Origin of the sequence: Rhizobium favelukesii (assembly GCF_000577275.2) — a bacterium.
Lineage (GTDB): Bacteria > Pseudomonadota > Alphaproteobacteria > Rhizobiales > Rhizobiaceae > Rhizobium > Rhizobium favelukesii.
Genome location: NZ_CBYB010000010.1, coordinates 1 through 21263, shown reverse-complemented (window position 1 = coordinate 21263; position 21263 = coordinate 1). Strand labels below are relative to the sequence as shown.

The following is a 21263-nucleotide window of genomic DNA, read 5'->3' as shown; positions in this document are numbered from 1 at the left end:
ATCGTTTGAAAGTGAGCGCTACGAACGGCCCACCTTTCCTTTTGTGATCGAGGCCGCGAGATAAGCTCCTTCACCGATAGGAGCGGAACGGGATGGTTGGAGATCGCGCTGATGCCATGCTTGAAGTCATGGATGAAGGCATACATGACGCCAGGCATGAGGGAAAATATCGTCGGATCGAGGTGATCACCGGTCGTCGCCAGCGGCGGAATTGGACTGACGAGGAGAAGGCGCGCATCCTTGCGGAAAGCGCGGAACCTGATGTGAACATCTCGGCTGTTGCTCGGCGCTGGGGCGTCAATCGCGGTTTGCTGAATGTTTGGCGTCGGGATGCCGGGCTGACCTCTCGTCGTTCGGCCAAGATCTGCGCGCAGCGGGCGATGTTCGTGCCGGTGACCGTGGTTGGCGATCGAACGTCGCCCGAGAGCTTGCCGTCGGATGCCGCCCACTTCGCCGCAGGTCGGATTGAGATCGAGATTGCTGGCGCACGCCTGACCATGATCGGCTCGGTGGCGCCCGAGTTGGCGCAAGCGGTAGTAACGGCGTTGCGGGGTAGCCGGTGATCGGTCTTTCCCCTGGTGGAGTGAAGATCATGGTTGCGACACGGCCTGTCGACTTCCGGCGCGGCATGAATGGCCTGGTGGCATGGTGGCTTCGGCGCTTGCGGCTGATCCGTATTGCGGCGACGTGTTCGTGTTCCGCGCCAAGCGTCTCGATCGACTTCGCTGCATTTATTGGGACGGATCCGGCATGATCCTGGCGACGAACGATCTGCATTCATACTGCATCTCTCTTTCGCATTCAGTTGAAGGTTTTGGCGTGTCTGGCATATTCCTTATGGGCGGCGACGCGATCGACGAGTTGGTTCCATCGACTGCATTGCTTTTGCGGTAAATCTGTCTTCGGAAGCTCGTACAGGTAGTAGTGTCCGTTGTAGGCATGGCTGGTGACGAGGCCGTGTTCAGCCCATCTGGCGAGGGTATGCTCATGGATATTGAGGTGTGCGGCCGCCTCCTTTTTTGTCAACATCCCACGATCCCGGAGCCGGTCATAGCGTGATCTCAGCTTGTACTCGCGAACGAGATAGGTGACGCGTTTGGTTGTGAAGCGAGCATTGCGCTGGTCACGGCGCGCCACGGAACCTGGACGATATGCCTGATCGTTGAGAATCTCTGCGATCTCGGAAAAAATATGATTATCGAGGAGTTTGTCGATCAATTCGATTGATGTCGGGGTTCGTCTTGATCTGCTGGCTGGGCGATTTTGGGCTGATGGTGACGAGCGTCTGCGTTTTACCGCCCTTGAAGCGAATATGAGCCTTGGTTGTGCCTCTCTTGGGTAGTTTGAGGAGGGTGACGTCCTCAATGATGTGGGCAAGCAGGCGCTTTCGCTCGCGGTTCGGGGTCTCTGGATTGGTCCAGAGCTTTTTGAAGTCCGCCGTCATTGCGACCAACCGCTCGTGGACGGCCTTATCGAGGATGAATTGATCGTGCTCCCGGCCGCGCTCGCGCTCTTCGCGGGCGTTAGCCAGGATGCGGAGCTTCCCATTCCATTCGCCTTCGAGCGTGTCGGCGACGAGGCGGTTATTGGGATCGACGAGCATGAAACGGCGCTGGGCGAGATCGGCTTCCGTTTGGGCACGCTCGATCGCGCGACAGCGCAGCCGGTCCGCTTCTTCATGTCGCGCTTCGATCTCCTTGCGGACTTCAATCGACAGTTCGATGGCCGCCGGCGTCATCTGCTCGGCGATCAGCATGCCGATGGCTTCGTCGACGGGAGGTGCAGCGATCGCCTGGCACAAGGGTTCACCGCGATTGCTACGGGCGCGATCACAAACGTACCAAGCTTCCTGCCGACCGCGTCGAGCAGCGTAGCGCATGTGAAAATGCCTGCCGCACTGCCCACACACGGCCCGCCCCTGCAGCAGCGCCGAGCCCTCCCGCGGAGGTGATGCGACCGCCGCGTTCCATTTATGGCAGATGTTCGACTTTAGAATCCTCAGATTCTCCTGATGCTGCTCCCAATTGATATAGCCGGGATGGGCATCTGGAATACACGCCGTCCAATCGTCACTAGCTTGTTCACGCACGATCCTCTTGCCATCAATGGTTCGTCGATAGCGACGGCGGCCATAGGCATAGGCTCCGGCGTAACGTGGATTGTGCAGCACGCGCATCGCCGTCGAAGGCGTCAGTGGCCGGAAAACCGTCTGGCTGTCGTGCAAGCGGGAGGGAAAGAGAATGCCTTCCTGACGAAAGGCCTTGACGGTCTGGGAGGCGGATCCGACGCGAGAGAACGTCTCGAAGAAATGGGCGATCGTCTCTCTGACTTGCATGTCTGGATCAAGCGCCACATTGCCGGAATGATCGTAGACCATGCCGGTTGGCAGTGGGCAACGAAACTCGCCGCGGCGCGCCTTGTTGAGGATGCCGCCGCGCAGCCGTGCCTTGATCACATGTAGTTCGGCCTCACTCATTGTTCCCTTTAGGCCGAGCAGGAGCCGGTCGTTGAAACTTGCCGGGTCATACGATCTATCATGTTGATACCCTCATTCGGTAGCAGATTGGGTAAAGTCGAGGTGTTGCCGCACGCCGGATTTGAGCTCTTGTATTGCGGCGATTGTTGCAGCGGCATCTGGAAACAGAACGCGTTTGTGAAGGGCGTTTTGGTGGATACTGATCACGCCATTGCGGATTCGATGCCGGATCCAGGAGCGAGAAACGTCCGCCACCGCCGCCAATTCAGACACCGTTAGCCACCCCGGGAGGTGGTGAGAGCGGGTTGGCGTGGACTGCCTCAATACGCGATGGCGTTGTCGGACGACCTGGACGGTGGGAACAGGAACGTAGCTGCGGCGCGGTGAGCGGAAGCCTTCCTCAGTCAGTGTGGCCGCTATTGCCGTGTCGTCAAGCCCTTGATGAGCCAGCTCAAGCAGCCGGACCTCCATCTCGGCGCCGCGAGACAAGGCGCTCAAGGCATGCACCCTCGGCTCGACCTCGCGTTCGGTAACGTCACCTCCTCGCCAAACGATGCGGATCGTAATCCGATCTCGCACCACCCGTTGCAGGATCACTTTGTCGATCAAGCTGCGTAGTAAGGTTTTCTTGCGTCCCCACTCTATGTCAGATCTCTGCCAAAATTCAGGAAGCTGCGAACCGGCAGCGATAAAATCATTCTGCAACCGCAGGCTCTCCTGGTTGTTGACCATCTGATGTGGCGTCGATTGCCGGATATAAATCACGGCCTTTCGGCACAAATGTTGGGTCGTTATCAGATCCGACATCATGGCTCGCCCTCCAGAGAACCATGCGGTTTCGATAGGGGTGATTCGGTTTCTGACGTCAGGCTATCATGCTCAGCCATATCGTCGGAACTTTGCGGCGCCTGCGCCTTTGCACCGATGACCAGGCGAATAAAATCGCGAACGCTCGCAGTCGAAAGCTTGGCTGAAAGCACATCTGGTGCCGATGGATACAAATTGGTGGCTGATATCGGAATCTTCAGGAAAACATCATCGCGATAAACGACAAGAAGTTGCCGAAAAGGCCCGACGCTGCTTGGTCCCGCCGCCAAAACAAAGTCGCGCCCATAGAGAGGATGCGTCCGATCCGTAACGGTTATCCGTTGATCATCCCCAAAACTAATTGGGGCATTAAGATGTGTGCTCGTAGACACCGTCCTCGTCGAGGATCAGGGTGTCAGCAAGGGCGCAGATCTCGAGCAGACGCTGCCAGTCGGCATTGTTGCGCGCCAGACGGGAGACCTCCAGGCCCATGACGATCCCGGCATGCCCCATGCCGACATCGCTGACCAGGCGCTGAAATCCTTCACGCCAGACCGCCGATGCGCCGGATTCGCCTTGATCGTTATCGATGACGATAATCTGCTCCTCGCGCCAACCCAGGGCGATAGCGCGGCCGCGAAGCGCATATTGGCGCATGGCGCTCTCGGTATTGTCGATGACTTGCCGCATCGAAGATTGGCGGATGTAGAGGTAGGCGCTGCGTTCACGGTGATGGGACTGGACTTTGAGGTGTACATTCATGGTGCTCTCCGTTGGTGGATGCTCATGGCGATGGTCGCCAGGACATGAACGACGGCGCTGAGTTCGCCGTGCGCCGGTCGGGTGGCCGATGACGGGTAAAACTGCTCTTGGTCAAGGCTTGCCGCTGCAGGCAGTGCGCGGGCCCATCCCCACATGCCGCGGCGCAGAAAAAGAATGAGGCCGCTACGGGCCTTGAGCGGCAGAACTTCGCCGAGAGCTGCGCTGCGCAGCACCTCGTACTGGTCCGCGATGTCAGGCAATGAACATGCCGGTCCCGTGGTAACGTCTAGCGGATCGTTTTTTTAATACCCGCTCGATCGTCCTGGGATGTAGTGCGATATCGAGTTCGTTGCGGACCAGCTTGGCGAGCTCGCGTGCATGAACGGGTTCGCCCGGAACCAGCCTCGCCTGCAGAAATGCCAGGACTTTGTCGTCGACCTTGTGGGGCCCGCGGGGACCCGGCTTTGCCGGCACCAGTCCGGCAATCCCGGTCAGGTCGAAGTTCGCCTTGGCCTGGTAGTAGGTTGGCCTGGAAACACCATACTCGTCGGAAGCGTCCGTTACCGAGACGTTGTCGATGGAGACGCGCCGCAGCATCTCGTATTTGACCTGCACGGCGTCGTGCGGATCGAAGAACTCGCTGCCGCGGAACTTCGGGTCGCGTACCTTCTCGGAATTTGGATTGAAGGTGCCCTCGTCGATGAGGGCACCCATCCTTGATCGCTTGCCGCCGTACTTCGCAGGCATTGCGGGCTCCGGGTATGAGGTCGGGTGTTAATGTATTGATAATTATACCGCACATCTCATTTATATCAAGGACATTCTCCGAGTTAATCAAGGACATGTGGCGTGAAAAGTGGGATGTATCGCTCATTGCGAGTCTCTTGCGGCATAATCTCGTTTACATCAGCGGCATAATTATCCTTACACTCCGCTCGCGACCGCGCTGCCAACCTGCCACAAAGGTGTTCCACCATGCTGGCAAGTTCCATCAAGTTCGAAACCAGCAAGAGAGCGCGCCCGTTGCTCGCGAGAACTTCTGGATCAATGCTGACAAGATCAGTCCATTGAGGGGGAAGCGGCCATATGGCGCCATCGTCGGTCTGCAACAGCAACCGTTCGCCCTGCAAGTTACTTCGCTTACCAACGCAGGGCAGCTGCCGTCCGAAAAGGGGATGAAATGGGTGCGTGACCCGCACAAACTCCTGATCTGTGCCGGTCGGGGCTGCATTCTCAGGTGAGGTACAAGTGGCTGGAGGCGGGCAAGTTCGTTTGGCCGCCGATCCGCGATGGCGCCATGCAGATGACGCGCGAAGAGTTCTCGCTTCTGCTGGCCGGTATTGACTGGACAAGGGTGAAGCAGAACCCGGTAAAACGTCCCTTGAAAGTAGGTTGATCCTATTGGTTTTACTTGATGATTCTGGTCTTCGTGGTAGGATTCGTCATGCCGCTTCGACACGATCCCTTGCCCCAGGACGCTGCGCAATTGACCCGGATTATTCTCTCGCTCGACGAAGAGAACGCCGATCTCAAAGCGCGCGTTGCCTTCCCTTGAGGGCCAGCTCTTCGGGACGAAATCGGAGGAGATGACGACCATCGATCCGACGCAGGCGATTCGTGACCTTGGCGATCTGAGCGACATTCCCGTTGCTGCCAATGACGATGTCGCGCCGGTCGGTGAATACAAAACGCAGCCACGGCGATCGCCTGCTCGCAATATCGGCCACTTGCCCAAGCACCTTCCGCGTTATGAAGAGCTCATCGAGCCGGAGAGCAAGGTGTGCCCTGCTGCTCGTTCGAGCTTCATTGCATCGGCACGGATGTCAGCGAGGCGCTCGACATCGTGCCGGCAATTGTCCGGGTCAAACGAACGATCCGGCCGCGCTATGCATGCCGGGCCTGCGAGAGTGCCATCGTGCAAGCGCCTGCACCGGCGCGTGTGATGGACGGCGGCATGGTGACGACGGCATTCGCTGCCCATGTCGCTGTTTCGAAATATGCCTGGCATCTGCCACTCAATCGCCAAGCGCAGATGCTTGCCTCCTGCGGCGTCATCATCGATAGGGGAACCCTCGGCGCCTGGGTGACGCGGGTCGCCTGGTGGCTTGAGCTTCTCTACGATGCGCTCACCGCCTTCATCCGCTCGCAGCCGAGGGTGTTCTGTGATGAGACGCCGCTTCCGCGGCTCGATCCGGGGCGCAAACGCACTACGCTTTGTCAACTCTGGGCGCAGGCGGTCGACGATCGGCCATGGAATGGTCCGGCACCGCCGGCGGTGGCCTATACTTTTGCCGAAAGCCGTAGCGCTCGCGAGGTCGAGGGGCAACTGTCGTCGTTTGCCGGCGTGCTTCAGGTTGATGGGTACCAAGCCTATAAAACCATGGTCAAGCGTCCCGAAATCTATCGCATCGAAGCTGACTTGCGCGGGGAAAATGCCGATACCCGGCTTATCGTCAGGCGTCGCGAGACAGCTCCCATCAAAAAGGACGGAAGGCGCGCGCTGGCTGAGAACCTGCCGCGGGTCGAGCAGGTAGATCCAGCCCGACAGCATTGCTTGCCCATGTGGTTGCGCCGACGTGGTTCGGATCGGCGAAGATCGAACGGAACGGCTCGACCAGATTCCGGCACGCTACCAGGTGATCGTCACGATCCGCCCGAAATACGCGTGCCACAAGGGTCGAACGGACGTCGTTCAGACCATGGCGCCGGCGGATCTGTTGGAAGGGAGTTGGCCAGCTAACCTGGCGCAGATCGCCGTCTCCAGACATTCCGAACATATGCCGCTCAATCGGCATGTCGCGGTCATCGGCACGGGTGCCAATCGACCGCACGGTCCTGGCCGACTGGATGGGGCGCCCGGGTGGAGAAATCGCGCCAATAGTCGACCACATGGCCAAACGCCTGATATCGGAAAGCGCTCGGCTCTGCGTCCACGAGCCACGGCTCCGGTCTTGAATCCGGGGCGCGGAAAGACGAAGACTGGTTATCTGTGGGCCGTGCTACGCGACGACCGCGGCTGGAACGGATCTGCGCCGCCGGGCGAGGTGTTCCATTATCGACCTGGGCGTAATGGCGAGTATGCCGCAGAACTCTATGACTTCAATGATACGATCCAAGTTGACGCCTATGGTGGCTATTCTCACCTCGCCACGCCAAAGAGCTCGGGCGGCGATGCGTTGAGGCTCTCCTGGGCACATCTATGGACGCCCCGACTTTGCAAGGGTTAAATTAGCAGTTTTGGCGAGACCTGTGGCTGCAGTCATCTATTCGGCCTCTCAAATGTGCCGCACCCTGCGACACCGGCCTTGATGGTAGATCCCAATCACGCTCCGCAAACTCGAGGTTCGATGCGCCCAACGGGCTCTGCGGCTCCGGTTAGCCCGGCTTTGCCATCACTCGCTCTTTACCCTCGCAGCCACATCGACCAGACGAGGTCGAATTGAAATTATGCTATCGTCGCAGCCATCCGTTCCACTGGCGCCCATAGCTTCCGCCAAACCGCAGCAATGCCCAAACAACACGAGCGGTTTTGTTCGCAATTGCGACTGCCGCGACATTCGCCGGCCGACGGTCTCTAAGCTTTGCCAGCCATGTCCAGGACTTGCCGCTCCAGCGCATGATTGAACGGCTGCCATAGATCAAGAGTCTCCTGAGATAGCCGTCAATACGTTTGCTAATCCTTCCAAGGCTCTCGTTACCATCCGTGGAATGCTGTCTCGGAACAAACCCAAGCCACGCGGCGAAATGGCGGCCCGATTTGAAGTCGGACGGCTCTCATGGAGGAAACCAAGGCGGTGGCTGTAACGACACCCACGCCTGGAATGGTCATCAGTCGCCTGCACGCATCGCTCCGCTCTACGACGGCCATCAGATCGCGATCAATGCGGAAGAGTTTTGTTTTGACCTCCCGCAACTGCTCGACGAGATATCGTAAGGCATGGCGGGCAACGGCTGGGAGCTCCTCGAAATCCTCGTCTTCAATAACCTTGGTCAGAAGGCCGATGTTGTGGGCTCGGTTCGGAGCGCTAATACCGAATTCTGTGAGATGGCCGGGGATCGCATTGGTCAACTGTGTCCGCTGACGGATCAGCATCTCTCTGACGCGATGAAGGACCAGAACTTCCTGCTGCATCTCTTCCTTGATCGGAACGAACCGCATTGTTGGCCGAGTGACCGCCTCACAGATCGCTTCCGCATCGGCAGCATCATTCTTGTTGGTTTTGACATAAGGTCGAACATACTGTGCCGGGAGAAGCCGAACATCGTGCCCAATGTCACGCAGGAGACGTGCCCAGAAATGCGAGCCTGGGCAGGCTTCAAGTGCGACGAGGCAGGGCCGCAGGCGGCGGAAAAGAGTCTCGACTTCCTCTCGTCTGAGATTTCGCCGAATGACCGGCCTGCGGGCAGCATCGGCAGCGTGAACTTGAAAAACGGATTCTGCGATATCGAGGCCAACAACACTGGCATGAACTTCCATGATGAACCCTCTCGTTGATACGCCGTCATCATTCCCCACGGCTGGCTCCGGCGGAAGGGCGCGTCCATACCATCATGGCCGCAGAAAGCTGATCAAGGCCAAGCCAACGGAGGATTCGCCCCTCGTCGACGAGGCATTGTCGCGCGTCGCCGCCCTTTACAAGATCGAGGACAGCATCCGCGGTTGTGATCCCGATCATCGCCGGGCTGTCCGCCCGAAACCTGTCCCGCCCGCTGGTGGACGAGTCTTCACCTGGCTTGCAGCTCAGCAAACCGCGTCTCGCGCAAGTCCGCCTCGACGAGCCCATGGCCTATAGGCTCAAACGCCAGGACGGCTTTAGCCTGTTCCTCGATGACGGCCGCGTCGACATCGACTCCAACCTGGTCGAAAACGCGATCAGAAGCCCGGCCGACGGAGACGCCGCATACCAAGGGGGTGAACTCGGCTTGGCGAGCAAATAGGCGACTTGCAAAACAGGCAGTGTTAGGTACGGTGAGTTTTGCTCGGGCAGTTGGCCGCGAAGAGATGCTCATTGCGATCGATGTAACAAAAGCTGAGGCAATCGCGCGCTGTTGGAAGAATTCCTGCGTTTTTCGGAGGAACAACGCAGGTCCACGCTCCTCGCGGGGGAGTAAACGCCGCAATCATTCTCGTTTTTGCTCGTATCTTTGAGAAACGACAATCGGTTGCAGGAGTTTGCTTATGACCATCAACATCAAAGACATCAGCGAGAAGGACCGCAACAGCGTTCTGCATCCGTTCACGCAGCTGAAGGATTTTGCCAGCGGTAAGCTTGGCGAACCGACCATCGTCGAGACCGGCAAGGGAATCCGCATCCAGGATGCGCATGGCAACCAGCTGATCGACGGTTTTGCCGGCCTCTACTGCGTGAATGTCGGGTATGGCCGCACGGAGGTGGCCGAGGCGATCTCGCATCAGGCGTACCGCTTGGCTTACTACCACTCTTATGCAGCGCATACGACCGACGAGTTGGCGGTTCTGTCTGATCGCCTGGTGAAGATGGCGCCAGGCAAGATGAGCAAGGTGTTTTACGGCATGTCCGGTTCGGACGCCAACGAGACCCAGGCCAAGCTGGTCTGGTACTACAACAACCTGCGCGGCAAGCCGACGAAGAAGAAGATCATCTCGCGTGAGCGCGGCTATCATGGTTGCAGCGTCGTCTCCGGCTCGATGACCGGCATGAGTTTCTATCACGACCATATGGACCTGCCGCTGTCGCAGATTGTGCATACCGGCGCGCCGCACCACTATTGGGGTGCGAATTCAGGTGAAACGGAGCGCGAGTTCTCGGCGCGCCGCGCGGCTGAGCTCGACCAGTTGATCGAGCGTTTGGGGCCCGACAATGTCGGCGGTTTCATCGCCGAGCCGGTGCTTGGCACCGGCGGCATCACACCGCCGCCGGAAGGCTACTGGGAGGCCATCCAGGCGGTGCTGAAAAGGCACGACGTGCTGCTGATCGCTGACGAGGTGATCACCGGCTTCGGCCGTACCGGCTCCATGTTCGGTTCGCAGTACTACGGCATCGAGCCCGACCTGATCACCGTCGCCAAAGGCTTGACCTCGGCCTACTTCCCGCTGTCAGCCGCGATCGTCGGTGAGAAGGTTTATCAGGTGCTGGAAGACGGAGCCGACAAGGTCGGTGCCTTCTCGCATGGCTATACCTATTCCGGCCATCCGATCGGTGCAGCTGCTGCCAATGCCGTGCTGGACATTGTCGAGAAGGAAGATCTGCCCGGCAATGCCCGCGAAGTTGGTGCCTATTTCCAGGCGCAGATCAAGGAGAAGTTTGCCCAGCTGCCGATCGTCGGCGAAGTGCGTGGCGTTGGTCTGATGGGGGCAATCGAGTTCGTCGGTGTCCGCGAAAGCAAGACCCGCTTCGATCCGTCGCTCAAAGTCGGTGCTCGCGTCTCCAGGTCCGCTCGTGACCGCGGCCTGATTGCGCGCGCCATGCCGCATGGAGACATCCTCGGCTTTGCCCCACCGCTGGTCACCACAACGGAGGAGATCGACGAGATCGTCTCGATTGCCGAGAAGGCTGTTCGCTCCGTCATGGACGAACTGGTTCGCGACGGCCAGAAGGTCTGATTGGGAACTTGAGCACCGCGGCCGGTTATGCCGGTCGCAGAGGCTTGCCATCAACGTCTGCATCAAAAAAGCCGAACCGGGGCAGTGGCGTGATCTTGCCTTGCAGGACAAACTCGGCCTCCAGACAGGAGGTCCATCATAGGGAAGCTGACCACATGACTGCCGCCAAACTCCATATCAAAACCAGCCTGGCGCCGATCTCTGTTCACAGTCCTTATGATGGGGCGCTGCTTGGATCGGTCGATGCAACCGATCCTGCGGAGATCAATCATCTACTGGAAACCGCTCGCCGCGGCGCCACGGTCTCGCGCAATCTGCCCAGGCACAAACGTGCGAACATCCTGGAGGGTGCCGCACGGATCGTCGAGAGCCGTCGTGACGGGTTCGCGGAGACCATCGTTCGCGAAGCCGGAAAGACTATCGTCCAGGCACGGAAGGAAGTGCTTCGCTGCGTCAACACGCTGAAGCTTTCAGCGGAAGAAGCAAAGCGCAACGCCGGTGAGATCGTGCCCTTCGATGCCTACACCGGATCGGAACAACGCCAAGGCTGGTTCACCCGCGAGCCGCTCGGCATCATCACGGCCATCACCCCATACAACGATCCGCTGAACCTTGTTGCTCATAAGCTCGGCCCGGCTATCGCTGGCGGCAATTCCGTGCTGCTCAAACCGTCGAACCTCACTCCCTTTTCCGCGATCAAGCTGGTCGAAGCGCTGCGTGAAGCCGGCCTGCCTCAGGAGGTCATTACCGCCATTCATGGCGACAGGGAGCTGGTCACCGCTCTGATCTCTGCACGCGAGGTGCGGATGGTGTCCTTTACCGGCGGCTTTGCCGCGGGCGAGGCGATCAGCCGTGCGGCTGGCCTGAAAAAGCTCGCCATGGAGCTCGGCGGCAATGCGCCTGTGATCGTCATGAATGACTGCGAGTTCGACAAGGCGGTCGAAGGTTGCGTCTCCGGTGCCTTCTGGGCGGCGGGCCAAAACTGCATCGGTGCGCAGCGCATCCTGATCCAAGCCGAACTTTACAATCGTTTCCGCGATGCCCTTATTGCCGCGACGTCCAAGCTCAAGGCCGGCGATCCCCGGCAGGAGGACACCGACGTCGGCCCGATGATCTCCAAACAGGTGGCTGAACGCGCCGAGGCAGCTGTCACGGAGGCCATCAAAGCAGGGGCGAAGCTGCTTTGCGGGCACCGTCGCGAGGGATCCCTGTATCACCCGACCGTCCTCGAAGGCACGCCGCTGACCTGCCGACTGTGGCATGAGGAAGTGTTCGCGCCCGTGGTCATGCTTGCGCCCTTCGGCACGTTCGATGAAGCGATCGAGATGGCCAACGATCCGGACTACAGCCTGCATGCCGGCATCTTCACCAGCGATCTCAATGTCGCGCTTGACGCAGCCAATCGGATCGAAGCGGGTGGCGTGATGATCAACGACTCCTCCGATTACCGCTTCGATGCCATGCCCTTCGGCGGCTTCAAATACGGCAGCATGGGTCGCGAGGGTGTCCGCTTCGCCTACGAGGATATGACCCAGCCAAAGGTCGTCTGCATCAATCGGGGGTGAGGCTCAGTCCGATCAGCGAATTGGCAGCCAATCTAGACGCTGGAAGCCGAAATTCCGTGAACCGGACAATTTGAGGGGAGACTATGGATAAGACTTATGAGAACCCGCAGGCAGCTCTCGACGGCCTGCTGTTCGACGGGATGTTCATCGCGGCTGGTGGTTTCGGCCTTTGCGGTATTCCAGAGCTGCTGATCGATGCAATCCGTAAGGCCGATACGAAGGACCTGACGATTGCTTCGAACAATTGCGGGGTGGACGACTTCGGTCTGGGCGTGCTTTTGAAGACGAAGCAGATCAGGAAGATGATCTCGTCCTATGTCGGCGAGAACGCCGAGTTCATGCGGCAGTATCTGAGCGGCGAACTTGAGCTCGAGTTCAACCCGCAGGGGACGCTTGCTGAACGCATGCGTGCAGGCGGGGCAGGCATCGCTGGCTTCTACACCAAAACCGGCGTCGGCACGGTCGTTGCAGAGGGCAAGGAGCTGAAGACCTTCAACGGCGAGACCTATGTGCTTGAGACGGGCATCGACGCCGACCTCTCGATCGTGAAAGCCTGGAAGGCCGATACGACCGGCAATCTCGTCTTCCGCAAGACGGCCCGCAACTTCAACCCACCTGCGGCCACCTGCGGCAAGACCTGCGTTGCCGAGGTCGAGGAAATCGTGCCCGTCGGCAGTCTCGATCCCGATCAGATCCATTTGCCGGGGATCTACGTGCATCGCCTGATTCAAGGCAAGCACGAGAAACGCATCGAACAACGCACGACACGCGCGGCAGCTTGAGGGGAACAAATGCCTTGGGACAGAAATCAGATGGCGGCGCGGGCGGCGCGCGAACTTGAAGATGGAACCTATGTCAATTTAGGCATCGGCATTCCGACACTGGTGGCAAACCATATTCCCAACAGTGTCCATGTGACACTGCAGTCGGAGAATGGACTGCTCGGCATCGGCCCGTTTCCGACTGAGGACGCCATCGACGCCGATCTCATCAATGCCGGCAAGCAGACGGTGACGGCACTGCCGCACTCGGCCTTCTTCGACTCGGCCGAGAGCTTCGCAATGATTCGCGGCGGCAAGATAGCCATGGCGATCCTCGGGGCGATGGAAGTAGCGGAAAACGGTGACCTCGCCAATTGGATGATCCCCGGCAAGCTGGTCAAGGGCATGGGTGGTGCCATGGATCTGGTCGTTGGCGTAAAGCGGGTGGTCGTCGTTATGGACCACACCAACAAAGCGGGCGAATCCAAAGTGCTGAAGGCCTGCACGCTGCCGCTGACCGGCAAAGGCGTGGTTGACCGGATCATCACTAACCTTGGCGTTCTCGATGTCGTCGACGGTGGTTTGAAACTGGTGGAACTCGCCGATGGCGTGACCGAGAGCGAGCTGCGCAAGGCAACGGAAGCAACCATCATCAACTGATCCGCGCTTCCTCGAGCACAGCCAGAGCGCCACCAGACCTAAAGAACTTCGGAAGGACCACCATGAGCACCCAATCCTTTGTGATCGCCAGCGCGGCCCGTACCGCCGTTGCTTCGCTTTGCATCGGCGGTATGGGTGTTGACCTGCCACTAAACTTTCATCCAGCGGCGGTTAGAGCCTCGGCGGTTTGTGAACCGCCCCCAAACGTTGGACCACCGGAGGCTAGAGTTTTCCGGCTTCATTCAGGGGGCGGGCTGGTTGCGCGCCCCGAATTCACCAACGAGATCGGCACCTTGTTGTCGATCGCACCATGAGGTCTCTCCTCATTATACAACAGAGCGACAGAACACCCACGGGACTGAAGTTCACGGGCTCTTATATCCGTGGCATCCCTGGTCGGGACGGCTGATCCATATCCATCAAGTGCTCGACAAGGGAATTGCCGTCTTCCGCTGCAGCCTTATCAGTGATGCCGCTGGCCGGTGGCTGGAGATCCCGGTCTGGATGTTCGACCGAATTGCCAGTGCGCATTGGCGCACCATGCCGGTTCCACATGTTGAACTCGCCAGCCTGCGTGCTTTGGCGAGGATACGCGAAGAGGCTGGCGCCCCATCACAACGCGAGGAGATAGGCGCAGCATCGGACTCTCACGAAGCGAGCCGGGGAGATGTCCATGCCACGTCAGTTCACGACCTATCAGTCCGATCTGTTCTCGGGCCTACACAACGGCAGGAGTCCGGCGATATCGCAATGGCAGGCGTTGCCGCAGGAAGCGCGTCAGACACTCACGGCGCTCATAGTGCGACTGCCCGTAGACCACGCAAACGGCGAGAGCGCCTCGCAGCAGAAGGAGGCCGGTGATGATGCATGAGAAGATCGGACCGCACCACCCGGAACGCAAGGCCATCCTGTATGTCCGGCAGTCCTCGGCCCATCAGGTTCTGCACAATCGCGAAAGCAGCGCCTTGCAATATGCGATGCGCGACCGCCTGACAGCACTTGGATGGTCGCGTATCGACACGGTGGATGACGATCTTGGTCGTTCGGCGGCAGGTGGTGTAACCCGCGCCGGTTTCGACCGGATGGTCGCGGAGGTCTGTCTTGGCAAGGTGGGCGCGGTTGCGGCACGAGAGGTCTCGCGCTTCGCCCGCAACAGCCGGGACTGGCAACAGCTCATCGAGATGTGCCGCGTCGTTGATACCGTTCTAATCGACCAGGAAGCGGTCTATGCGCCGCGCCAGAGTAATGACCGGTTGCTTTTGGGGCTGAAGCGTAGCCTCAACGAATATGAACTCGATCTTCTGCGTCAGCGTTCGCTTTCCGCACGCTACGAGAAAGCCCGCCGTGGCGAGCTTGTCGTCGCTACGCCGGTCGGCTTCGTAAAGGCCGGTGATGTCGACATCAGAGATGGCATCCCTGGCGGGGAACCTTCGTGCCGTCTGGGCAGCGCCATCGACCGATGCCAGGCTTAAGAAACGCATCGTGCGCACGGTCATTCATGAGGTGATCGCCGACCTCAACGACGTAACCTCCGAGATCGTCCTCGCAATCCACTGGGTTGGCGGTGTCCATACGCAACTGCGCCTCCCGAAGAGGCGTCGCGGACAAAGAAACGCTACGCCCGACGACCTCATCGAGGCGGTAAGGCAGCTTGCCCTCATTGCCAATGATGCTGTGATTGCCGGCGTACTCAATCGCAATGGACTGTCAACAGGCAACTGCAATCGCTGGACCCGTGAACGCATCACGGCACTTAGATCATACGGCAAGATTCCGGTCTTCCGCCCGCAGCCAGATGGGATCGAGCCTTGGCTTAATCTGGGCAATGCCGCACGATTCCTCGGCATCTCCCCCAAGACGTTAAGGCTTGCCGCTGAGGCCGGCGAGATCGAGGGCGTTCATCCCTTGCCTGAAGGTCCGTGGATCTTCAGCCGGTCAAAACTCACCATCCAGCAAGCCCAGCAGATCGCTGATCGCGCCCGACAAAACCCGAAATACCCCCCGGGATCGCATCAAAATCAGAAAAGCCTATTTCCTTCAACAACATAGAAAGATGGGTGTTATGAAACGGGATTGTAGTATCTACGCCAATCCTCCATCTTTTGGCGGGCATCCGCAAGTGTCAGGAACCAATGCTGGTTCAGACATTCGGCTCGGAAGCGACCGTTGAATGCTTCAATGAATGCATTATCGGTCGCATGCCTGGACGTGAGAAGTCCAAGGTCACGCCCTTGGCATAGGCCCAAAGGTCGAGATCACGTGACACGAATTCCGTCCCCTGATCGACACGGATCGTCGTCGGATAGCCGACGTTCCGACACACCCGTTCCAAGGTTTGCACGACATCTTCACCTCGATAGCTGTGACGCGGATCAGGCACGTTTCCGGTTGCGAGCTGATCGTGCACGAAATCCATCGCCCATACATCGTTCGGGCTGACGTCCGTCTGACGATCCTCCCGCAGTTTAGCCTTGACCCTCCGCTTCGGAGCCTTGTTCCGCAGCTGCAAGCCCAAGTCTCTGTAAATGCGATAGGTTCGCTATATTTGTGCCCCAACCCTCGCGTTCTAAGAGCACGTGCACGCGACGATAGCCGTACCGCACACGCGTCTCGCAGATCTCACGAATGCGACGTTCCAGACCGGCCTGATCGGCGCGGCCAGAGGTGTAGTGGTAGGTGGAACGATCGAAGTTCAACGCTCCACAGGCACGCCGGATCGAGACCATCCAATCCCGGCACATGTCCTTCACCACCTCCCGCTTCCGAGCAGGCCTTAGAGCTTTCGCCGAATGACGTCCTGCAACATCTCGCGGTCCAGCGTCAGATCTGCGACGATCCGTTTCAACCGGGCGTTCTCGTCTTCGAGCTGCTTCAGCTTCTTCATCTCCGGCGGCAACATGCCGGCATACTTCTTCTTCCAATTGAAGTAGGTCGCCTGGCTGATGCCCGCCTTACGGCAGATCTCAGCAACCCAGACACCTTCATCACCTTGCTTCAGAATGAACGCCTTCTGCGCGTCCGAAAATTGCGATGCCTTCATCGTCTTCCGTTCCTTTCCCAGCCAGGAAAATGCACCGGAAAACTCTAGCTAAAACTGGTCCAGTTTGAAGGGTTCAGATCAAGACTGCGTATTCCGATGAAGCCGGCCAGCATTCCGATTTGAAGCCGGCCATTTTTCGGACTGATCCTGGGTCTGTTTGATGTTTGGATCGGGTTTTGTATCAGGTCAAGCTTTGCTGTGTTTCAAGCGCCATCGGTGAACGCTGTTTGCGCATACTTTCGCCAATGAGATCGATGCGATAGGCGTTGTGAACGAGGCGATCCAGTATGGCATCGGCGAGCGTTGGGTTTCCAATAATTTCCCACCAGCGATCCAGGGGCACCTGGCTTGTGACGATCGTCGAGCGACGCTCGTAGCGGTCTTCGATGATCTCGAGAAGATCGCGGCGCTGATCATCGTTGAGTTTTTCCGGTCCCCAGTCGTCGAGGATCAGCAGGTCGGTCTTGGCGAGAGATTTGAGGATTCTGCCGTATCGCCCGTCCCCTCTTGCAAGCGCGAGCGTGGCGAACAGCCGGGGAACGCGGTGGTATGCAACGGAGAAATCCTCGCGGCATGCTTTGTGGCCGAGCGCACAGGCCAGCCAACTTTTGCCGACACCGGCTGGCCCGGTGACGAGCAGACTATGATGCTTGCGGATCCAGTCGCAGCCGGCAAGCGTCATGAACAGGTTGCGGTCGAGACCGCGTGCGGCACGAAAGTCGGCATTCTCGATCTGCATCATGGCGAAGCTTCGCAGCCCTGGCGCGGGCTTCGAAACGCTTCTGGCGACGCATGGTGGCCTCTCGTTCGAGCAGTAGCGCAAGCCATTCTCCGTGCTCGAGGCCGCGCGCTTCTGATTGGCATCGAGCTCCTGGAAGGCTGTGGCCATGCCGTGGAGGCCGAGTTCGCGCAGCATGTTGATGGTCGGATGGATAAGCATAGGCGTCTCTCCTCAATGAAAGTAATCAGGACCACGCAGATTGGCGTGATCGACGATGGCGGTCGGTTCGGTGGAATGACGCGCCGCCTTGTGGTTGGCGAGAAGCGAAGCAATGCTTTTGCAGTTCAGGCCACCGATCTCGACGGCGCGGGCGGAGACGGCCTCGGCCCGATTGTGGTCGATGTCGCGAAACAGGCGCAGGACACCCAGGCATGTTCGAAAGCCCTGTTCGGGGTGCGGGCGGCTGGCAAGGATTGCGCTGACCAGACCTTCTGTCTGGGGACCGATGGATGCGGCCCAGCGCCGAAAGCGATCTGGTGTCCACTCAGCGTATCGCCGGTGGGAACTGGGCATGTGATCTGGGTCGGTTCCATGACGAGGGCCGCCATAGCGGCGCTGATGGGCGGCGATGCGCTTGCCGCGGTGAAAGATCTCGATGGTGCGCGCCGTTGCCCTCAGATCGACCTGCTGGCGAATGAGGGCATGGGGGACGGAATAAAAGAAGCTTTTGAACTCGACGTGATCATCGGTCGAGACACGGACCAGACGCCATTCGGCGAATTCGTAGTCTTCACCCGGAAGGCTGGCGAGCGCAGCACGTTCGACACTCTCAAATAATTGCCGCCGGGTAACACCCAATCGACGCATGAGGTGATCGTTGATGCGATCAAGTGCTTGGCCAATAGCGACATTGGCCTCAGCCAGCGAGAAGAAAGTCAGCTTGCGCAACCGCCCCAGGATGCAGGTCTGGGCAAAACGGACTCCGTTCTCAACTTTCGATTTATCCCGCGGCTTTTTTGGCCGTGCCGGAAAAACACCGACGCCATAATGGGATGCCATCCTGCCGTAGCTGCGGTTGATCTCGGGATCGTAGAAGCTGGCATGATTGACGCCCGACTTCAGATTGTCGGGGTTTTGTGTCCCGAACGGTTATGTGCCCCGGCGGGCGTAAGTTTCTGTGATCAAACGACCGGATTGTCTGTGGCGGCACATCTCTGGCGAACAACGAGCGCACCCTCCCATTCCCCTTAATTCAGAATGGAGGTTGTCATGTTGGAACGCTTTTTCGTCAAACCACAAACTATCGATCGGATTATGGATTGCTGGCTAGGGCCGCAGATCGAGCAGTACGTGAAGGCTTTGTGCGAACGTGCCTATACGCCTCGAAGCATCTATCGCCGCGTTCCCGTCCTGGTGAAGTTCGCGGCATTCACTGCCGGCCAGAACGTCGAACGCATAGAAGAAGCGGAAGGGCTCTTCGAGCCGTTCATCGCTGACTGGTTGTCAAATCGCCATCCCGATCGATCGGCTGATGCACGTCGACGCGACCGCAACTTTGTCACTGGCGTCATGCGGCATTTCTTCAGCCTGGTCGTATGGAAGGCAGGCGATGACCGCACTAGACCTTCGCTGCCCGATCCATTTGCGGTCCAGATTCCAGGGTTCTTCGATTATCTCCGCGATGAGCGAGGGTTGCGGCAAAGCTCCATCGCGCATTACCGGCATTACCTGCGCGTCTTTGAGTGGCATCTCGGCGATATAGGATGCGATCCGAAGTCGCTTACATTACCGGTGGTGACGACCTTCATCACGACACAGGCCTCTCATTTCGGCCGCACCGCGATGATCAGTCTCGCCAGCATCCTGCGGGTCTTCCTGCGATACCTGCATCGGGAACACGTCCTTCAGCGCGACATCAGCAAGCTGGTCGAGATACCTCAACGTTATCGGCTGGCCGATATCCCTCGATCGATTAGTTGGGGTTCGGTCCAGGATATGCTCGATCAGGTGGACCGGCGCACCGTGGTTGGCCGGCGCGACTACGCCATGCTGCTGCTGATGGCCGTTTATGGGCTGCGCTCCCGTGAAGTAGCGCTGCTGACGCTCGACGATGTCGACTGGAAGCGCGATCGGCTGCATGTGCGCGGGCGCAAGGCCGAGCACAGCACCACCTATCCGCTGGCCCCCGTCGTTGGTGAGGCGATCGTGGATTACCTCAGGAACGGGCGGCCTGACGTTCAAAGCCGATTGCTTTTCTGGCGGCACTTGGCGCCACAATCGCCACTCACACACTCTGCGGTGTCGGCCACTGCCAGCAAGTATCTTCATCGCGCGGGGATTCCGGTTAGCCGTCCAGGATCACACACTCTCCGTCATGCGTCCAGCGCCTGGTAGACACGGGGTTTTCGCTCAAGACCATCGGCGATTATGTCGGGCATCGCGCTGCCTCCTCGACCATGATTTACGCGAAGGTCCAGGTCGATGGCTTGCGGGAAGTAGCTCTGGGTGATGGGGAGGATCTGCAATGAGCCCGCGTCTTCCCGAGCCTTCAAGCCCGATCGCACCCTACATCGTCGCTTTCCTTCGCCACAAGCGCGCGCTCAACCGGCGCTATGACGTCGAAGACAAGGTGCTGCGGATGTTCGACGGCTACCTCAACGCTCAAGCGGTGACGAACCTGACCGAGATCACCCCGGCGCTCCTCGATGCATTCTTCCTGAGCCGTCCGCGCTCGCGGCCTCGAAGCCTCAACCATCTGATCGGCGTCGTCGGCCGGCTGTTCGAGTGGATGGTCGAGCATGACTTTATTGATCGTTCTCCTGTCACGATGAAGCCGCGCCGCCGAGGTAATCCGAGACCGCCCTGCATCCTGGATCTGCGGACCGCTCAACAGCTCATCGATCGCGCCGCCGGGCTCCCGGATCAGAACAACGCCCCGCTTCGCGGGCCCGCCTATGCCATCATCTTCAGCCTGTTGTTCGGGCTTGGTCTGCGCGTGGGCGAGGTTGCCCGCCTGCGCTGGCGGGATGTCGATCGGGATCGTAATATCCTGACGATCCGCGAGACGAAGTTTTCCAAGTCGAGGCTCATTCCCATTTGCGATATGACTGCGCATCAGACGCCCTTCACCGAAGCAATGAGCCTTGATGATCTCGATGATTATCTCATGTCCGACAGCTCTCCAGCGGAGAGTATGCTGCTGTCCGATCTAGATGGCTTTTTGACCGGCATCGCCATCGGGCCGGAGGCAATCCCGCCCGACGAGTGGTTGCCGGTTATTTGGGGCGAGACTGCGCCTCAGTTTGACGATCAGAGCCAAGCGCAGGCTGTCCTTGGGGCCATTATGGGCCGTTACGACGAGATCGTCCGGCAAATCGACAACGAGACCGTCGAGCCTATTTTTTGGCAATCAGGCGACACCGTCATCGCCTGGGACTGGGCTGACGGCTTTGTCGAGTCCTTCGCGTTGCGCCAGCATCACTGGACGAAGATGGTTAAGTCTGAAGCCGGGATGCTGCTCGTTCCCATCATGATACTCTGTGATCCCGAAAATCTGCCCGATGAACTTGCAATCGAGGAAAAAGAGCAGGTGATTGACGACGCAATTGAGGCCCTGCCGGACACCGTTTTGGCAATTGCGGCCTATTGGCGTATGTCCGAACTCGAAAAGAAAAGCGTCTCTGCTGGCCTGCGCTCGCTTGCCAGTCCCGGCCGAAACGATCCCTGCCCGTGTGGATCAGGCAAAAAATTCAAAAAATGCTGTGGGACTGGCTCCTGAACAACCATAGCGAAACTGCAACCAGGCGGAGACCCTGACCTGCACCAAATATGCGGAAGAACCCGTGATTGCCGCCGCGCAGAATTACCTCAACGCGCTGTCGACGCTGG

At 58.9% G+C, this 21263-nt stretch carries 16 protein-coding genes and 11 pseudogenes; 15 read left to right on the top strand and 12 right to left on the bottom strand.

What is annotated here, in order from left to right; all coding sequences use genetic code 11:
- Nucleotides 1–92: 92 nt before the first annotated feature.
- Together tnpA and tnpB (LPU83_RS21020) are read left to right on the top strand one after the other, a co-directional pair.
- The gene (gene tnpA, locus LPU83_RS21070) at nt 93–563 is read left to right on the top strand and encodes an IS66-like element accessory protein TnpA (RefSeq protein WP_024318857.1); all 471 of its coding nucleotides are present in this window, start codon (nt 93–95) and stop codon (nt 561–563) included.
- A pseudogene (tnpB, locus tag LPU83_RS21020) lies at nt 560–780 on the top strand (IS66 family insertion sequence element accessory protein TnpB); the annotation flags it as partial. The gene tnpA and the pseudogene tnpB (LPU83_RS21020), both read left to right, overlap by 4 nt.
- A 21-nt stretch (nt 781–801) precedes the next feature.
- Here the strand turns inward: tnpB (LPU83_RS21020) and LPU83_RS73715 are convergent.
- The 8 genes and pseudogenes from LPU83_RS73715 to LPU83_RS75635 form a co-directional block, all read right to left on the bottom strand.
- Entirely contained in the window at nt 802–1218 is a 417-nt protein-coding gene (locus tag LPU83_RS73715; protein WP_037071508.1) for a hypothetical protein, read from the bottom strand.
- Complete coding sequence (locus LPU83_RS21015) at nt 1196–2476, bottom strand: recombinase family protein (RefSeq protein WP_231052392.1); 1281 nt, start codon at nt 2474–2476, stop codon at nt 1196–1198. Before LPU83_RS21015 ends, LPU83_RS73715 begins: the two co-directional genes overlap by 23 nt.
- Before the next feature lie 72 nt (nt 2477–2548).
- Complete coding sequence (locus LPU83_RS20975; RefSeq protein WP_157997288.1) at nt 2549–3286, bottom strand: hypothetical protein; 738 nt, start codon at nt 3284–3286, stop codon at nt 2549–2551.
- The gene (locus LPU83_RS20970; RefSeq protein WP_157997287.1) at nt 3283–3675 is read right to left on the bottom strand and encodes a hypothetical protein; all 393 of its coding nucleotides are present in this window, start codon (nt 3673–3675) and stop codon (nt 3283–3285) included. Before LPU83_RS20970 ends, LPU83_RS20975 begins: the two co-directional genes overlap by 4 nt.
- Nucleotides 3656–4045 (bottom strand): annotated as a pseudogene (locus tag LPU83_RS20940) (recombinase family protein); the annotation flags it as partial. The gene LPU83_RS20970 and the pseudogene LPU83_RS20940, both read right to left, overlap by 20 nt.
- Nucleotides 4042–4305 (bottom strand): hypothetical protein, encoded by a 264-nt coding sequence (locus LPU83_RS20860; RefSeq protein ID WP_024318466.1) that lies wholly within the window; start codon nt 4303–4305, stop codon nt 4042–4044. The pseudogene LPU83_RS20940 and the gene LPU83_RS20860, both read right to left, overlap by 4 nt.
- Nucleotides 4298–4792, bottom strand: a complete 495-nt coding sequence (locus LPU83_RS20710; protein WP_024318467.1) for a helix-turn-helix domain-containing protein — start codon at nt 4790–4792, stop codon at nt 4298–4300. The genes LPU83_RS20860 and LPU83_RS20710 overlap by 8 nt, the downstream gene beginning before the upstream one ends.
- 83 nt (nt 4793–4875) lie before the next feature.
- Nucleotides 4876–5244 (bottom strand): DUF5372 family protein, encoded by a 369-nt coding sequence (locus LPU83_RS75635; protein ID WP_157997286.1) that lies wholly within the window; start codon nt 5242–5244, stop codon nt 4876–4878.
- A 47-nt stretch (nt 5245–5291) separates the two neighbouring features.
- On the opposite strand from LPU83_RS75635, the pseudogene tnpB (LPU83_RS20410) reads away from it, so the two are divergent.
- The 4 pseudogenes from tnpB (LPU83_RS20410) to LPU83_RS20130 form a co-directional block, all read left to right on the top strand.
- Nucleotides 5292–5441: pseudogene (tnpB, locus tag LPU83_RS20410) on the top strand (IS66 family insertion sequence element accessory protein TnpB); the annotation flags it as partial.
- A 190-nt stretch (nt 5442–5631) separates the two neighbouring features.
- A pseudogene (locus LPU83_RS75630) lies at nt 5632–5739 on the top strand (hypothetical protein); the annotation flags it as partial.
- A gap of 86 nt (nt 5740–5825) precedes the next feature.
- Nucleotides 5826–6377 (top strand): annotated as a pseudogene (locus LPU83_RS75625) (transposase); the annotation flags it as partial.
- Between the two features lie 132 nt (nt 6378–6509).
- Nucleotides 6510–7242: pseudogene (locus LPU83_RS20130) on the top strand (IS66 family transposase); the annotation flags it as partial.
- Nucleotides 7243–7495: 253 nt separating this feature from the next.
- Here the strand turns inward: LPU83_RS20130 and LPU83_RS20125 are convergent.
- Nucleotides 7496–8522, bottom strand: a pseudogene (locus LPU83_RS20125) (IS110 family RNA-guided transposase).
- A gap of 73 nt (nt 8523–8595) precedes the next feature.
- Here LPU83_RS20125 and LPU83_RS19920 point away from each other — a divergent pair.
- The 7 genes and pseudogenes from LPU83_RS19920 to LPU83_RS75285 all read left to right on the top strand — a co-directional run.
- Nucleotides 8596–8932, top strand: a pseudogene (locus LPU83_RS19920) (IS66 family transposase); the annotation flags it as partial.
- 292 nt (nt 8933–9224) lie between these two features.
- The gene (locus LPU83_RS19670) at nt 9225–10628 is read left to right on the top strand and encodes an aspartate aminotransferase family protein (protein ID WP_024318470.1); all 1404 of its coding nucleotides are present in this window, start codon (nt 9225–9227) and stop codon (nt 10626–10628) included.
- A gap of 155 nt (nt 10629–10783) precedes the next feature.
- Nucleotides 10784–12193, top strand: coding sequence for an aldehyde dehydrogenase family protein (locus LPU83_RS19585; protein WP_157997285.1), 1410 nt, complete (start codon nt 10784–10786; stop codon nt 12191–12193).
- 83 nt (nt 12194–12276) lie between these two features.
- Nucleotides 12277–12975: a CoA transferase subunit A gene (locus tag LPU83_RS19580; RefSeq protein ID WP_024318472.1), complete on the top strand. Its 699-nt coding sequence runs from the start codon at nt 12277–12279 to the stop codon at nt 12973–12975.
- A gap of 9 nt (nt 12976–12984) precedes the next feature.
- Nucleotides 12985–13614, top strand: coding sequence for a 3-oxoacid CoA-transferase subunit B (locus LPU83_RS19185; RefSeq protein WP_024318473.1), 630 nt, complete (start codon nt 12985–12987; stop codon nt 13612–13614).
- A 673-nt stretch (nt 13615–14287) separates the two neighbouring features.
- Complete coding sequence (locus LPU83_RS19130) at nt 14288–14485, top strand: hypothetical protein (RefSeq protein ID WP_024318474.1); 198 nt, start codon at nt 14288–14290, stop codon at nt 14483–14485.
- A pseudogene (locus tag LPU83_RS75285) lies at nt 14478–15663 on the top strand (recombinase family protein). Before LPU83_RS19130 ends, LPU83_RS75285 begins: the two are co-directional and overlap by 8 nt.
- A 23-nt stretch (nt 15664–15686) precedes the next feature.
- Here the strand turns inward: LPU83_RS75285 and LPU83_RS18655 are convergent.
- The 3 genes and pseudogenes from LPU83_RS18655 to LPU83_RS18325 form a co-directional block, all read right to left on the bottom strand.
- Nucleotides 15687–16654 (bottom strand): annotated as a pseudogene (locus tag LPU83_RS18655) (IS3 family transposase); the annotation flags it as partial.
- Nucleotides 16655–16835: 181 nt separating this feature from the next.
- Nucleotides 16836–17594: an IS21-like element helper ATPase IstB gene (gene istB, locus LPU83_RS18330; protein WP_231052394.1), complete on the bottom strand. Its 759-nt coding sequence runs from the start codon at nt 17592–17594 to the stop codon at nt 16836–16838.
- A gap of 12 nt (nt 17595–17606) precedes the next feature.
- Nucleotides 17607–18506, bottom strand: a pseudogene (locus tag LPU83_RS18325) (Mu transposase domain-containing protein); the annotation flags it as partial.
- Between the two features lie 138 nt (nt 18507–18644).
- On the opposite strand from LPU83_RS18325, the gene LPU83_RS18180 reads away from it, so the two are divergent.
- Together LPU83_RS18180 and LPU83_RS18090 are read left to right on the top strand one after the other, a co-directional pair.
- On the top strand, nt 18645–19769 hold the full coding sequence (locus tag LPU83_RS18180; RefSeq protein ID WP_231052395.1) for a tyrosine-type recombinase/integrase: 1125 nt from the start codon (nt 18645–18647) through the stop codon (nt 19767–19769).
- A gap of 130 nt (nt 19770–19899) precedes the next feature.
- The gene (locus tag LPU83_RS18090; RefSeq protein WP_024318478.1) at nt 19900–21153 is read left to right on the top strand and encodes a UPF0149 family protein; all 1254 of its coding nucleotides are present in this window, start codon (nt 19900–19902) and stop codon (nt 21151–21153) included.
- Nucleotides 21154–21263: the final 110 nt, after the last annotated feature.

Bases quoted from the DNA above. Each gene is read 5' to 3' on its own strand.
- tnpA (WP_024318857.1), top strand. From the start codon at position 93: ATGGTTGGAGATCGCGCTGATGCCATGCTTGAAGTCATGGATGAAGGC.
- LPU83_RS21015 (WP_231052392.1), bottom strand. From the start codon at position 2,476: ATGAGTGAGGCCGAACTACATGTGATCAAGGCACGGCTGCGCGGCGGC.
- LPU83_RS20975 (WP_157997288.1), bottom strand. From the start codon at position 3,286: ATGATGTCGGATCTGATAACGACCCAACATTTGTGCCGAAAGGCCGTG.
- LPU83_RS20710 (WP_024318467.1), bottom strand. From the start codon at position 4,792: ATGCCTGCGAAGTACGGCGGCAAGCGATCAAGGATGGGTGCCCTCATC.
- LPU83_RS19670 (WP_024318470.1), top strand. From the start codon at position 9,225: ATGACCATCAACATCAAAGACATCAGCGAGAAGGACCGCAACAGCGTT.
- LPU83_RS19585 (WP_157997285.1), top strand. From the start codon at position 10,784: ATGACTGCCGCCAAACTCCATATCAAAACCAGCCTGGCGCCGATCTCT.
- LPU83_RS19580 (WP_024318472.1), top strand. From the start codon at position 12,277: ATGGATAAGACTTATGAGAACCCGCAGGCAGCTCTCGACGGCCTGCTG.
- LPU83_RS19185 (WP_024318473.1), top strand. From the start codon at position 12,985: ATGCCTTGGGACAGAAATCAGATGGCGGCGCGGGCGGCGCGCGAACTT.
- LPU83_RS19130 (WP_024318474.1), top strand. From the start codon at position 14,288: ATGCCACGTCAGTTCACGACCTATCAGTCCGATCTGTTCTCGGGCCTA.
- istB (WP_231052394.1), bottom strand. From the start codon at position 17,594: ATGCTTATCCATCCGACCATCAACATGCTGCGCGAACTCGGCCTCCAC.
- LPU83_RS18180 (WP_231052395.1), top strand. From the start codon at position 18,645: ATGTTGGAACGCTTTTTCGTCAAACCACAAACTATCGATCGGATTATG.
- LPU83_RS18090 (WP_024318478.1), top strand. From the start codon at position 19,900: ATGAGCCCGCGTCTTCCCGAGCCTTCAAGCCCGATCGCACCCTACATC.